Source organism: Streptomyces sp. NPDC012474 (assembly GCF_042955185.1).
Classification (GTDB): domain Bacteria; phylum Actinomycetota; class Actinomycetes; order Streptomycetales; family Streptomycetaceae; genus Streptomyces; species Streptomyces cahuitamycinicus.
In genome coordinates this window covers 355,160-368,315 of record NZ_JBIBEP010000004.1, presented here as the reverse complement: position 1 = coordinate 368,315, position 13,156 = coordinate 355,160, and the positions used below count along the sequence as shown (strand labels likewise).

General features: G+C 73.6%; 11 protein-coding genes. 5 read left to right on the top strand and 6 right to left on the bottom strand.

All coding sequences use genetic code 11. The annotated features are described in order from the left end of the window. Positions 1-10 precede the first annotated feature (10 nt). Positions 11-2,086: a transketolase gene (gene tkt / locus ACFY9S_RS12325; RefSeq protein ID WP_391126294.1), complete on the bottom strand. Its 2,076-nt coding sequence runs from the start codon at positions 2,084-2,086 to the stop codon at positions 11-13. A gap of 157 nt (positions 2,087-2,243) precedes the next feature. Between tkt and ACFY9S_RS12320 the strand changes: the two genes are divergently transcribed. Beyond that, positions 2,244-3,131 (top strand): helix-turn-helix domain-containing protein, encoded by an 888-nt coding sequence (locus ACFY9S_RS12320; protein WP_391126291.1) that lies wholly within the window; start codon positions 2,244-2,246, stop codon positions 3,129-3,131. Between the two features lie 52 nt (positions 3,132-3,183). Here the strand turns inward: ACFY9S_RS12320 and ACFY9S_RS12315 are convergent, their stop codons facing one another. Then, a complete protein-coding gene (locus ACFY9S_RS12315) occupies positions 3,184-4,578 on the bottom strand; it encodes a carbohydrate-binding protein (protein WP_391126288.1) in 1,395 nt (464 codons plus the stop codon). 273 nt (positions 4,579-4,851) lie between these two features. On the opposite strand from ACFY9S_RS12315, the gene ACFY9S_RS12310 reads away from it, so the two are divergent. From ACFY9S_RS12310 to ACFY9S_RS12295, 4 genes are all read left to right on the top strand, one after another. Further along, positions 4,852-5,361 (top strand): SRPBCC family protein, encoded by a 510-nt coding sequence (locus ACFY9S_RS12310; protein WP_102909174.1) that lies wholly within the window; start codon positions 4,852-4,854, stop codon positions 5,359-5,361. After that, entirely contained in the window at positions 5,354-6,973 is a 1,620-nt protein-coding gene (locus tag ACFY9S_RS12305; RefSeq protein WP_391126284.1) for an FAD-dependent oxidoreductase, read from the top strand. Before ACFY9S_RS12310 ends, ACFY9S_RS12305 begins: the two co-directional genes overlap by 8 nt. Before the next feature lie 42 nt (positions 6,974-7,015). Continuing rightward, the gene (locus ACFY9S_RS12300) at positions 7,016-7,897 is read left to right on the top strand and encodes a short-chain dehydrogenase/reductase (protein ID WP_391126283.1); all 882 of its coding nucleotides are present in this window, start codon (positions 7,016-7,018) and stop codon (positions 7,895-7,897) included. A 73-nt stretch (positions 7,898-7,970) separates the two neighbouring features. Further along, the gene (locus tag ACFY9S_RS12295; protein WP_391126280.1) at positions 7,971-8,822 is read left to right on the top strand and encodes an oxygenase MpaB family protein; all 852 of its coding nucleotides are present in this window, start codon (positions 7,971-7,973) and stop codon (positions 8,820-8,822) included. Between the two features lie 267 nt (positions 8,823-9,089). On the opposite strand, the gene ACFY9S_RS12290 is transcribed toward ACFY9S_RS12295, so the two are convergent. The 4 genes from ACFY9S_RS12290 to ACFY9S_RS12275 form a co-directional block, all read right to left on the bottom strand. Next, a complete protein-coding gene (locus tag ACFY9S_RS12290; protein ID WP_391126277.1) occupies positions 9,090-9,833 on the bottom strand; it encodes an IclR family transcriptional regulator C-terminal domain-containing protein in 744 nt (247 codons plus the stop codon). Next, positions 9,830-11,203: an alpha/beta hydrolase family protein gene (locus ACFY9S_RS12285; RefSeq protein ID WP_391126274.1), complete on the bottom strand. Its 1,374-nt coding sequence runs from the start codon at positions 11,201-11,203 to the stop codon at positions 9,830-9,832. The genes ACFY9S_RS12290 and ACFY9S_RS12285 overlap by 4 nt, the downstream gene beginning before the upstream one ends. Beyond that, the gene (locus ACFY9S_RS12280) at positions 11,200-12,546 is read right to left on the bottom strand and encodes an MFS transporter (RefSeq protein ID WP_391126271.1); all 1,347 of its coding nucleotides are present in this window, start codon (positions 12,544-12,546) and stop codon (positions 11,200-11,202) included. The genes ACFY9S_RS12285 and ACFY9S_RS12280 overlap by 4 nt, the downstream gene beginning before the upstream one ends. 80 nt (positions 12,547-12,626) lie before the next feature. Continuing rightward, the gene (locus ACFY9S_RS12275; RefSeq protein ID WP_391126268.1) at positions 12,627-13,148 is read right to left on the bottom strand and encodes a MarR family transcriptional regulator; all 522 of its coding nucleotides are present in this window, start codon (positions 13,146-13,148) and stop codon (positions 12,627-12,629) included. Positions 13,149-13,156: the final 8 nt, after the last annotated feature.

Genomic DNA, 13,156 nt, shown 5'->3' with positions numbered 1-13,156 from the left:
GGCGGTGCGGTCAGCCACGAGCCGCGGACAGGGATTCCCGCGCGGCGGCGACGACGTTCTCGGGGGTGAAGCCGTACTCGGCGAACAGGGTCCGCGCGTCGGCGGAGGCGCCGAAGTGCTCCAGGGAGACGATGCGTCCCGCGTCCCCGACGAACCGGTGCCAGGTCAGGCCGATCCCGGCCTCGACGGCGACCCGGGCCCTCACGGACGGCGGAAGCACGCTGTCGCGGTACGAGCGCGGCTGCTCCTCGAACCACTCCACGGACGGCATCGACACGACGCGGGTGGGCACGCCGGCGCCTTGGAGCAGCTCGCGCGCCCCGGCGGCGACGTGCACCTCGGAACCGGTCGCGATCAGGATCACCTGGGGCTTGCCGCCCTCGGCCTCGAACCGCACGTAGCCGCCGCGAGCCGCGTCCGGGTCCGGCTCGTACGTGGGCACGCCCTGGCGGGTGAGCGCGAGGCCGTGCGGGGCCGGGGCGGTGCTGTGGCGCTCGAGGATCTCGGCCCAGACGATCGCGGTCTCGTTGGCGTCGGCGGGGCGTACGACGTTCAGGCCCGGGATGGCCCGCAGCGCGGCCAGGTGCTCCACCGGCTGGTGGGTCGGGCCGTCCTCGCCCAGGCCGATGGAGTCGTGCGTCCACACGTACGTCACCGGCAGCTGCATCAGGGCGGACATCCGCACCGCGTTGCGCATGTAGTCGGAGAACACCAGGAAGGTGCCGCCGTAGATCCGGGTGTTGCCGTGCAGGGCGATGCCGTTCATCTCCGCGGCCATGGAGAACTCGCGGATGCCGAAGTGGATCGTGCGGCCGTACGGGTCGGCCTCGGGCAGCGGGTTGCCCTCCGGGAGGAACGAACTGGTCTTGTCGATGGTGGTGTTGTTCGAACCCGCCAGGTCGGCCGAGCCGCCCCACAGCTCGGGGACGACCGGGCCGAGCGCCTGGAGGACCTTGCCGGAGGCGGCACGGGTGGCGACCGCCCCGCCGGACTCGAACACCGGCAGGGCGTCCTTCCAGCCTGCGGGCAGCTCGCCCTTGTTGACACGGTCGAACGTGGCGGCCCGGTCCGGGTTGTCGCCCCGCCAGGCGGCGATCCGCTTGTCCCAGGCGGCGTGCGCGTCGGCCCCGCGGTCCAGGGCCCGGCGGGTGTGAGCCAGCACCTCGTCGGCGACCTCGAAGGACCGCTCCGGGTCGAAGCCGAGGAGGCGCTTGGTGGCGGCGACCTCGTCCTCGCCGAGCGCCGAGCCGTGGGAGGCCTCCGTGTCGCGCGCGTTCGGGGCGGGCCAGGCGATGATCGTGCGCATGGCGATGATGGACGGCCGTGCGGTCTCGGCCTGAGCCGCCTTCAGCGCCCCGTGCAGCGCCCGCACGTCGATGTCGCCGTCCTCCCGCGGCTCGATCCGCTGCACGTGCCAGCCGTAGGCCTCGTAGCGCTTCAGCACGTCCTCGGAGAACGCGGTCGCGGTGTCGCCCTCGATGGAGATGTGGTTGTCGTCGTAGAGGAAGACCAGGTTGCCCAGCTTCTGGTGACCGGCGAGCGAGGAGGCCTCCGCGGAGACGCCCTCCTGGAGGTCGCCGTCGGAGACGATCGCCCAGATCGTGTGGTCGAAGGGGGAGTCGCCCTCGGGGGCGCCCGGGTCGAACAGACCGCGCTCGTAGCGGGCGGCCATCGCCATGCCGACGGCGTTCGCGACGCCCTGGCCGAGCGGGCCCGTGGTGGTCTCCACCCCCGCGGTGTGCCCGTACTCGGGGTGGCCCGGCGTCTTGGAGCCGTGCGTGCGGAACGCCTTCAGGTCGTCCAGCTCCAGCTCGTAGCCCGCCAGGTACAGCTGCGTGTACAGGGTCAGGGACGTGTGGCCGGGGGACAGGACGAAGCGGTCACGGCCGGTCCACTCGGGATCGGCGGGATCGTGCCGCATCACCTTCTGAAAGATCGTGTAGGCGGCCGGTGCCAGGCTCATCGCGGTACCGGGGTGCCCGTTGCCCACCCGCTGGACGGCGTCGGCCGCCAGGAGCCGGGCGGTGTCGACGGCACGCCGGTCGAGTTCGGTCCATTCGAAACTGTCCGCTGTCTGCGTGCTCATCTTCAAGAAGTCCTCGATCGGAGCGGAGTTGCTGGTCTGACGCGTTCAAAACTAAAAGTCTGACTTTTACTGCGGAAGGTCGGCGTGTGCCAGCCTGTGGTGAAAGTGGGACACCCAGCGGCAGCAGGGCGCGCGAACGGGGCGGGACGAGGCGGGCATGGCGGACAGAAGCATCCAAGGCGGCGACGGGATCGATACCTTCCCCTTCCCGGTCGAACTCAGCGTCGGCGGCGTGGGCATGCAGATCGGGCCGATGGGCGCCGGCCGCACCTGGCACGCCGACGCGCCCCTGGAGCGCGTGCACCGCATCGACTTCCACGTCGTGATGCTGTTCGGCGCGGGCCCGGTCCGGCACATGGTCGACTTCACCGAGTACGACGCCATGGCCGGGGACCTGCTGTGGATCCGCCCGGGGCAGGTCCACCGCTTCTCGCGCACCGGCGAGTACCGCGGAACCGCGCTGACCATGCAGCCCGGCTTCCTGCCCCGCTCGACCGTGGAGGCCACCGGCCTCTACCGCTACGACATGCCGCCGCTGCTGCGCCCCGACGCGCCCCAACTCGCCGGTCTGCAAGCCGCGCTCGCACAGCTGCAGCGCGAGTACCAGGACGCGGCCACGCTCCCGCTGAGCCTGCACACCGCCGTCCTGCGCCACACGCTGACGGCGTTCCTGCTGCGTCTCGCCCATCTCGCGGCGAGTTCGGCCCCGGCCCCGCACCGGCGCCCCGACTCCACCTTCACCCTCTTCCGGGACGCCGTGGAGCGGGAGTTCGCCACCAACCACAGTGTCAGCGCCTACGCCGACGCGCTCGGCTACTCCCGCCGCACCCTGGTCCGGGCGGTGCGCGCCGCGACCGGCGAGACCCCCAAGGCCTTCATCGACAAACGCGTGGTCCTGGAGGCCAAACGGCTCCTCGCCCACACCGAACTGCCGATCGGCCGGGTCGGCGTGGCGGTCGGCTGCCCGGACGCCGCGAACTTCTCCAAGTTCTTCCACCAGCACACGGACCAGACCCCGGCGGCCTTCCGGGCCGAACTGCGCTGAGAACGCGCGAGGAGGGGCCCCACGCGCGCGTGGAGCCCCTCCTCGCGCGTTCTCAGCGCCCGAAGGTGAACCAGTTGACGTTCACGAAGTCCGCCGGCTGACCGCTGGTGAAGGTCAGATACACGTCGTGCGTGCCGGTCACGCCACTGATGTTGGCCGGGATGGTCCGCCACGACTGCCAGCCCCCGGTGCCGCCCACCGCGAAGCTCCCCACCGGCGCGTTGCCGCGGCTGTCCAGCCGCACCTCGACCAGCCCGCTGACGCCGCCCGCCGCTCCGCTCGCCACCCGGGCGCTGAACTGCCGGGCCGCCGAGGAGCCGAAGTCGACGCCCTTGTAGTGCAGCCAGTCGCCGTTGGCGAGCGCGCCGACGTTCCGGCCGCCGCCGGAGTCGGACGTCGTCTCGGTGATCACGCCGGACTGGCCGTCGTAGGACTCGGCCTCGATGGCGCGGAAGGCGTCGCGGTCGCCGGCCGGGGGAGGCGTGGTGCCGCCGCCGGACGACAGCACCTGGACGTAGTCGACGACCATCGGGTGGCCGGGCTGCGTCCCGGCGTCCGGGCCGCCGCCGAACGCGTCGGGGAAGCCGCCGCCCATCGCGACGTTCAGGATGATGAAGAAGCCGTGGTCGGTGGCGTTCCGCCAGGTCGTCGCGTCGACCTGGTTGGCGCGCACCGTGTGGAAGTTGACGCCGTCGAGGTAGAAGCGGATCTCCTCGACGCTCGTCGAGCGGTCCCACTCCATCCGGTAGGTGTGGAAGCCGGCCTGACAGGAGGTGCCCTGGCAGGTGGTCGAACCGCCGATGCCGCTGGTCTCGTTGCAGGGGCCGCCCGGCGAGGTGCCACAGTGCATCGTGGCGAACACCGTGTTCATGCCCTGGGTGTTCTCCATGATGTCCAGCTCGCCGACCGCCGGCCAGTTCCAGTAGTCGCCGCGGTACGGGGCGCCCAGCATCCAGAACGCCGGCCAGTAGCCCTTGGCGGCGGCGCCGGTGACGTTCGGCACCTGGATGCGGGACTCGACCCGGAGCTTGCCGCCGGCCGGGGGCTGGAAGTCGGTGCGGTTGGTCTCGATGCGGCCGGAGGTCCAGTTGCCCGCGGCGTCGCGGCGGGGCGTGATGCGGAGGTTGCCGTTGCCGTCGAGCGCGACGTTGTCCGTGCTGTCCGTCATCGTCTCGATCTCGCCGGTGCCCCAGCCCGTGGGACCGCCCGGGTACCCCCTGCCGGTCGCGTACCGCCAGTCGGAGGTGTTGACGCCGGTGCCGGCGGCGCCGTTGAAGTCGTCCACGAACACCTGCGTCCAGCCCGACGGGGGCGGCGGCGCGGAGGCGTTCGCGGAGGGGGTGGCGACCGCCGAGGCGGCGGCCGCGAGGCCGAGCGTGCTGACGACGGCGACGAACGCCCGTCGGAAGGGACGGGGTCTGCGGGGGGTGATTGAGGTTCCGCTCATGTGGGGGCCTCTCGGGGAAGGGGGTGAGAGCGCTCTCAAAGTGCCGCCAATGTGCTCCACGCCGTCCGGGGCGTCAAGAGGTAAAGCCGGGAAAAGTACGGGACGACTGATGAGTGCACCTCTTGAAGGGACCAGGGGAGGCGGCCCTGAGAGCGCTCTCGTGAGCGCTCTCGACACCTTCGCCGGTCGCCCGAAGTGTCGCTGTTGAACCAGGACTCCCGGGGCACTCGGGGTGGACGAAGGACCACCGGTCGAGCGCAGCAGGAGGCATTCGTGGCCGTACGCCATCACCTCATCCGAGTCGGCCCGGGCACCGTGTGGGACGTCCTTGCCGACGGCCACCGCTACGCGGAGTGGGTCGTGGGTACCTCGGAGTCCCACCCGGTGCGCGGACAGTGGCCGCGCACGGGCGCCGCGATCCGCTACCAGGTCCGGCTCGGCCCGGTGCGGCTCGACAACGAGACGGTCGTCCGCTCCTGCGAGGAAGGCACCCGGCTGGAGCTGGAGGCCAAGGCCGGTGCCCTGGGCACGGCCCGCATCGCGATCGAGCTGCGGCCCTGGGGCGAGCACTCCTTGGTGATCGTGGACGAGCATCCCCTGCGGGGCGCGGGCGGCCGGCTGCACAACGTCGGCTTCGAGGCGCTGATCCAGCTGCGCCACCGCACGATGCTGGCCCGGCTGGCCAGGCTGTGCGAGGCGGAGGCCGGGCAGCCGGGAGGCACCGGGCGCGCCCTGGGTCAGGTGACCACGGGATCCAAAGCCGGCGGTGCCGGTCATGCCTGACGCCGTGGTGATCGGCGCGGGCCCCAACGGTCTGGTCGCGGCCAATGTCCTCGCGGACGCCGGATGGAGCGTCGAGGTGCTGGAGGAGCAGCCCGAACCGGGCGGCGCCGTACGCCACGACCGGGGCGTCGACCCCGCCTATGTCAACGACCTGTTCAGCTCCTTCTATCCGCTCGCGGCAGCCTCGCCCGTCCTTGCCTCCCTGCACCCCGAGGAGCACGGGCTGCGCTGGAGCCACGCGCCCAGCGTGCTCGCCCACCCCCTGACCGACGGCAGCTGCGCCGTCCTGGACCGGAACGTCGACGCCACCGCCGCGTCGCTGGACACCTTCGAGCCGGGCGACGGAGCCGCCTGGCAGCGGCTGCACGAGGTGTGGCAGAGCCTGCGCCCCGACCTCCTGGACGCCCTGTTCACCCCGTTCCCGCCGGTCCGCGCGACGGCACGGCTGGCCCGGCGGCTGCGGGCGGCGGGCGGACTGCGCATGGCCCGCTCCCTGGTTCTGCCGGTGCGGCGCCTGGGGGAGGAGGAGTTCCGAGGCCAGGGCGGGCGCCTGCTGCTGGCCGGTAACGCCCTGCACGCCGACCTCGCCCCCGAGTCGGCCGGCAGCGGCGGCTTCGGCTGGCTGATGGCCATGCTGGGGCAGACCTACGGCTTCCCGGTCCCGGCCGGCGGCTCCGGGGCGCTGACCTCGGCCCTGGTGCGCCGCCTGGAGTCCCGGGGCGGGCGGGTGCGCTGCGGACAGCGCGTCGAGCGGATCGTCGTCGGCGGTGGGCGGGCGCTCGGCGTGCGCACGGCGTCCGGTGACGCGGTGCGGGCCCGCCGGGCGGTGCTCGCGGACGTGTCGGTGCCTCTGCTGTACGGCGAGCTCGTCGAGCCCGAGTATCTGCCCGCGCAGCTCCTGGACGACCTGCGGCGCTTCCAGTGGGACTTCGCCACGTTCAAGGTCGACTGGGCGCTCGACAGCCCGGTGCCGTGGCGGACCGAGCAGGCGTCCCGGGCGGGCACCGTGCACCTCGCCGACGGCATGGACGAGCTCACACGCTTCGCCGCGCAGATCGCCATGCGGCAGGTCCCGGACCGGCCCTTCCTGATCTTCGGCCAGATGACCACCTCCGACGCCACCCGTTCCCCGCAGGGCACCGAGTCCGCCTGGGCCTACACGCACCTTCCCCACGAGATCGCCGCCGACGCCGCGGACGAGGGCATCACCGGCCGCTGGGACACCAAGGACCAGGAACTCATGGCCGACCGGTGCGAACGCCAGGTGGAACGCTTCGCACCCGGCTTCCGCTCCCTGATCCGAGGCCGCCGCATCCTGGCGCCCCCGACCCTGGAGGCGCTCGACGGCAACCTCGCGGGCGGCGCCATCAACGGGGGCACCACCGCGATGCACCAGCAGCTCGTCTTCCGCCCCCTGCCCGGCACCGGCCGCCCGGAGACCCCGGTGCCGGGCCTGTACCTCGCCTCCTCCGGAGCCCATCCCGGCGGCGGGGTGCACGGGGCGCCCGGAGCCAACGCCGCCCGGGCCGCCCTGCGCCGCAACCGGCCCCCCGGTCTCGCCGGCGCCCAGCGGCTCCTCGCCCACCGTGACCGCACCGGAGTCAGGCGCTGACCCCGCCCTCCGGGGAGGTCCGAGCCGGAAGGAGGAACGTCCATGGCCGGCAGTCCGCTCGCCGAGCGCACGATCGTCGTCACCGGAGCCGCCCGCGGTGTGGGCGCGGCTCTGGCCCGCGAAGCCGCCCGGCGCGGCGCCCGGGTGGCGCTCGTCGGCCACGAGAAGACCGCCCTGGACGCGGTGGCCGCCTCCCTGCCGGGCCCGGCCCTCGCCCTCGAGGCCGACGTCACCGACCTCTCCGCGCTGGAGGCCGCGGCAACCACCGTGCGGGACCGCCTCGGCCGCCCCTCGGCCGTGGTGGCGAACGCCGGTATCGCCGAAGGCGGCGCCCTTCTCGCCTCGGACCCGGACGCCTGGCGGCGCGTGATCGACGTCAATCTCACCGGCAGCGCCCAGACCGCCCGGGCGTTCCTGCCGGACCTGCTCGCCACGGCGGGCTACTTCCTCCAGGTCGCCTCCCTGGCCTCGATCGGCGCCGCCCCGCTCATGAGCGCCTACTGCGCCTCCAAGGCGGGGGTCGAGGCCTTCGCGCACTCCCTGCGGGCGGAGGTGGCGCACCGCGGTGTCGGGGTGGGCATCGCCTACCTCAACTGGACGGACACCGACATGATCCGCGACGCCGACCGGTACGCCGTCCTGCGGGAACTGCGGCTGCACATGCCGCCTCCGGCCCGCCGCGTGTACCCCGTGGAGGTGGTCGCCGCCCGCCTGGTCAGGGGCATGGAGCGGCGGCGCACGGCCGTGTACGCACCGGCTTGGCTGCGGCTGGCCCAGCCGATACGCCCGGTCATGCCCCCCGTGGTCCTGCGCGTCGCACGTCGCGCACTGCCCCGCCTGGAGGCCTCGGGCCCGGTCCGCTACACCGGCCCGCTCGGCGCCGGCGGACGCGCCGACCACGCGGCGGCCGAGCCCGGGCCCTGACTCCGGCAGACCGGCATGGCCGCAAGGGCCCGGTCATGCCGGACACTGGTCAGCAGGAGAAGGGAGGCCGACCGTGCTGACCGGAGTCCGTGAACAGCTGGGCCAGGCCCTGTTCCGCCGCGTCGCGGGCCCGGGAGGACCCGCGACCCGTGCCCGTATCCACCACACGCCGGGCCCGCGCTGGTTCGGACCGGACCGGCCGATCCGCACGGTCCACGGCGACGCCTCGATGTTCATCGGCGGGCTGACCGCCCTGCTCCTGCAGTCGCTGCACCCGCTCGCGATGGCGGCCGTCGCCGGGCACTCCGGCTTCCGCGGCGACCCGTGGGGCCGGCTGCAGCGCACCAGCACCTTCCTGGCCGTGACGACGTACGGCACCGTCGCCGACGCCCGGCAGGCGGTCGACCACGTGCGGGGCATCCACGAGCGGATCCGCGGCACGAGCGCCGAGGGCGTGCCGTACCACGCGGCCGACCCGCATCTGCTCGGCTGGGTGCACGCCGCCGAGGCGGACAGCTTCCTGCGCGCCCACGAACGCTACGGGGCCCGGCCCCTGGACGCCGCCGGCTACGACGCCTACGTCGCCGACACCGCGCGCGTCGCCGAGGCGCTGGGGGTGACCGACCCGCCGCGGGACCGCCGTGAACTGGACGAGCGCCTGACCGCCTACAGGCCCGAGCTGCGGGCGACGCCCGAGGCCCGGGCAGCCGCCCGGTTCCTGCTGTTCCAGCCTCCCCTGCCCCTCGCCGTCCGGCCGTTCTACGGCGGGCTGGCCGCGAACGCCGTCACCCTGCTCCCGCCCTGGGCGCGCGGCATGCTGTGGCTGCCCCGGGTGCCGGTCGTCGAGGACCTCGCCGTACGCCCGACCGGCCGGGCCCTGACCCGGACCATCCGCTGGGCCATGACCCCGGCCCGGGAGGTCTGAGCGGTCAGGGTTGTCACCCGAGCAGCCGTGGCATTCGGCGCGCGGCCTGGGGCGTGACTCCGGCTCGGGAGCGCTGCCTGAGCGCTCAGGGCTGTCACCCGAGCACCCACGAGAGTCGGCGCAGGGCCTGCGTTGTGACTCCGGCCCGGGAGTGCTGGTGAGCGGTCAGGGTTGTCCCCCGAGCAGCCGTGGGATTCGCCGCGCGGCCTGGGGCGTGACTCCGGCTCGGGAGCGCTGCCTGAGCGCTCAGGCAGCGCTGCCTGAGGCTCAGGGCTGCCACCCCAGCGCCCGCGAGATGCCGCGCGCCGCCATCCGCACGGCCGGACCGAGGACCGGCACCTGGGCGTCCGCGTGGGGCACCACGATCGACACGGCGGCGGTCACCGTGCCGTCCGCCCCGCGCACCGGTGCGGCCACGGACAGGGCGTCCTCGGTGACCTGACGGTCGCTCACCGCCACTCCCGACCTGCGTACTTCGGCCAGTGCCCGCCGCAGCCGCTCCGGTTCGGTGATCGTGTACGGGGTGAAGGACGCGAGTTCGCCCGCGCAGTACTCCTGCCGGAACACCGGGTCGCCGTGAGCCAGAAGGGCGAGTCCGACGCCGGTGGCGTGCAGCGGCCAGCGGGCGCCGACACGGATGTGCACGCCGACCGCCGACCGCCCCGACAGCCACTCGATGTAGACGACGTCCCGGCCGTCCCGCACGGCCAGCTGCACGTTCTCGTGCGTCGCCTCGTACAGGTCCTCCAAATACGGCAGCGCGATCTGCCGCAGGGCGAGGCCGCGGGGGGCCAGCGCGGCGAGCTCCCACAGCCGCAGTCCGACGTGGTAGACGCCGGACTCGTCCCGCTCCAGGGCGCCCCACTCGGTGAGCGCGCCCACCAGCCGGTGCGCGGTGGTCAGGCTCAGCCCGGCCCGCCGGCTGATGTCCGTCAGGCACAGCGCCGGATGCTCGTGGTCGAAGGCCGCGAGCACGGACAGCAGCCGGTCGGGCGCGGTGGGGCCGGTCATGGCCGGGCGTCTCCCGGGTGGGCCAGGTCGTAGGGGCGGGGGTAGGTGCTCGGGCGGTACCGGACGTAGCGGGGCTCGCTCGCCGGGTCCTCGGCCTCCGCACGGGAGTTGAGGGTGCTCGGCGAGGCGTCCCAGCGGCCGGTGTCCAGGCGGTGCTCCAGGGTGTGCAGGGCGGCCAGTGTCTCGCCCGGGGTGAAGGTGCAGTGTCCGGGGCCGTCGACGTAGGCCTGGCGGAGGAGCCCGGCGGAGCCCGCTCTGCCGGCGGCCCGCCGGTAGGCGCTCTCCGACTGCACCGGGATCAGGGCGTCACCGGTCGTGTGGATGTTCAGCTGGGGGTCGGTGAGGCGGCCGGAGAGCACGCTGGTGCCGCGCATCCACCGCACCGCCGACGGGTCGGCGGCGATCCGGGGTGCCCGGCCCAGGGCCGAGAGGTCGGTGCGCAAGGGCAGTCCCGCCTCCTTGTAGAGCTCCGTCACCTCTTTGTACAGCGGGGAGCGTACGAGCATCGAGCGGTAGTCGACGCCCGTGTTCCAGGACGGGTTGCCGCCCGCCCGGCTCTCGGCCTCCTGCCGCCAGCTGAACGCGGGCAACTGGAGCAGGCCCCGGACGGCGGCGTACTGGTTGGCCTGGGCCGTCGTGAAGTCGGTGGGGCCCGGCCGGGTCTGCGCGGGGTCGTTGTAGCCGGGGATGTCGTGCAGGGCGGCGGCCAGGGCGATCCGGGCCCGCCCGCCGGGGGTGCGCTGGGCCGCGTCGACCTTCGAGGCGAGCGCCTTGCCGGCGGCGACCGCCTCGGCCTGGTCCGTGAACCCCGCGAGCCGGACACCGGAGTCCGGAGCGAGCAGCGTGCGCAGCGCGAACACCGGGTCCAGGGTGCTGTTCCAGTTGGCGACTCCGCCCTGCACCAGCCCGCACATCGACAGGGATCCGTCGAACCGGCCGGCGTGTCGCTCGGCGAGCATGCTGGTGACGAGGCCGCCGTACGAGGTGCCCCAGGCCAGGGTCCGCCGGGCCGCTCCGAACTTCCCGGTGAACAGGTCCAGCGTGGCGAGCTGGTCCGGCACCGCCTCGGTGACGGCCCAGCCGGTCGTCGCGTACGAGGAGCCGATCAGGGCGTAGCCCTCGGCGAGCAGCTTGTCGCGGGCGGCCGGACCGGGCGAGTTCTGGGCCGGGTTGGGGGCCCCGGCCGGGGTGTAGCCGTGGCTGTAGAGCAGGACCGTGCCGTTCCAGGACGCGGGGACGTCCATCACGTACGCGGCCCCGGACGGGAGCCGGCCCTCCAGGTGGGTGTCCGCGGTGGCGGCCTGCGCGGGCAGGGCGGTCGCCGCCAGGGACAGGCAGGCGGCCGTCAGCGAAGCGAGGCGGATCCTCAACGCGGGGTTCCTTCCAGGGCGGGGGCGGCGGCGGGGCTGTCCAGGGCGTCCGTGTGCGTCTCGCGCATCCGCCACACGGTGACCGCGGTGACGGCCGCGCCGGCGCACAGCAGCAGCGACACCGGGGTGCTGCCGCCGCCGAAGGAGGCCAGGAGACTGCCGGCGATCAGCGGGGAGAACCCGGCGCCGATCAGGGTCGCCCCCTGGTAGCCGAGGGAGGCGCCGGTGTAGCGGACGCGGGTGCCGAACATCTCGGTGAGCAGGGCGCCGAGCGGCCCGTACATCGTCGACTGGGCGACGCCGTGGCCGAGCGCGAGGGCGAGGATCAGCAGGCCGGGGGAGCCGGAGTCGACCAGGGCCAGCACCGGGAAGGCGAGCGCCGCCGAGGCGATGGCACCGGCTAGCACGACGGGCCGGCGGCCGACCCGGTCGGACAGCGCGGACGCGGCGGGCAGGACGACGAGGGCCACACAGGAGGCGACGGTGACCGCCGTCAGCACCTGCGGGCGGGTGTACCCCTCGTCGACGGCGTAGGAGATCATGAAGCTCGTCAGCAGGGACTGCGCGGTGAACGCGCCGATGCCGACGCAGGCGGCCAGCAGCACCGGCTTCGGGCGGCGCAGCACCTCCACGATCGGCGGCCGGGCCACCGGCTCCCGCTCGGCCCGCGCGAACAGCGGGCTCTCGGCGACCTTCAGCCGCACGAACAGGCCTACGCCCAGCAGCACGATGCTCAGCAGGAACGGCACCCGCCATCCCCAGGAGCGGAACTGCTCGTCCGGCAGGGTGGCGACCAGGGTGACCACACCGGCCGACAGCACGGAACCGAGCGGGGCGCCGAGCTGGGTGAAGCTGGACCACAGGCCGCGCCGGGAACCCCGCGCGTGTTCGGCGTGCTCGACGACCATCAGCATCGCGCCGCCCCACTCGCCGCCGATCGCGATGCCCTGCACCACGCGCAGGGCGACCAGCAGCACCGGGGCCCAGACGCCGATGGCGTCGTACGTCGGCAGCAGGCCGATGAGGAAGCTGCCGGACCCCATCAGGACCATGGTGAGCAGCAGCATCGACTTGCGGCCGAGCCGGTCGCCGAAGTGGCCGAAGAGGACGCCGCCGATCGGGCGGGCGAGATAGCCCGCGGCGAAGGTGCCGAACGCCGCGATGGTGCCGACCGCCGGGTCGGCCCGCGGGAAGAACAGTTCGCCGAAGACGAGCGCGGCGACCGTGCCGTAGACGAGGAAGTCGTAGAACTCGACGGTGGTGCCGAGCAGGCCGGAGACGGCGACGCGCCGCAACTGCCGTTTATCGGAGGACACTTGGGGGGCGGGCGGGGATGGCTGCACGGTGGGCTCCCTGGGGACGGGGCGCGGTTGGTCCGTGAAGTTATGCACCCATCGTGCAGCCGTCAATCATTTGCACAACATTAGTTCAGGCCGTCCTCGGCGATGCGCAGCAGCAGTGCGTGCAGGGTCTCCCGCTCGGCCGGGTCCAGGGGGCCCAGCAGTTCGCCGGTCACCCGCAGGCCGGCCTCGTCGGTGTCGCGGAGGAAGTCGCTGCCGCTCTCGGTCAGGACGACGATCCGGCTGCGGCGGTCGTCGGGGGAGGGGCGGCGCTCGGCGAAGCCCAGCTTCTCCAGGTCGTCGACCAGGCCGACGATCGCGCTCGGGTCGTAGCCGAGACGCGCGCTCAGCTCGCGCTGCGGGGTGCCGTCCGTGGTGGCGAGGTAGCGCAGCACGGCGTAGTGGCGCAGGCGCAGGCCCGACTCCTGGAGGCAGGCGTTGAAGAGCTGCCCCGAGCGCAGGCCCAGCCGGTACAGCAGGTAGCCCGTGTCGGCGTGCAGTCCGCGCATCCACGGCTCGTGCGCGTCCATGGGCTTCGCGGTGACGTTCTGGCGTGTGATGGCGGGCTCCCTGTGCTCGGTGCTGCTTGCCGGTGATTCCAGCATCTCGCACC

Coding starts and splice junctions, on each gene's coding strand:
- tkt (WP_391126294.1), bottom strand. CDS start 2,086: ATGAGCACGCAGACAGCGGACAGTTTCGAATGGACCGAACTCGACCGG.
- ACFY9S_RS12320 (WP_391126291.1), top strand. CDS start 2,244: ATGGCGGACAGAAGCATCCAAGGCGGCGACGGGATCGATACCTTCCCC.
- ACFY9S_RS12315 (WP_391126288.1), bottom strand. CDS start 4,578: ATGAGCGGAACCTCAATCACCCCCCGCAGACCCCGTCCCTTCCGACGG.
- ACFY9S_RS12305 (WP_391126284.1), top strand. CDS start 5,354: ATGCCTGACGCCGTGGTGATCGGCGCGGGCCCCAACGGTCTGGTCGCG.
- ACFY9S_RS12300 (WP_391126283.1), top strand. CDS start 7,016: ATGGCCGGCAGTCCGCTCGCCGAGCGCACGATCGTCGTCACCGGAGCC.
- ACFY9S_RS12290 (WP_391126277.1), bottom strand. CDS start 9,833: ATGACCGGCCCCACCGCGCCCGACCGGCTGCTGTCCGTGCTCGCGGCC.
- ACFY9S_RS12275 (WP_391126268.1), bottom strand. CDS start 13,148: ATGCTGGAATCACCGGCAAGCAGCACCGAGCACAGGGAGCCCGCCATC.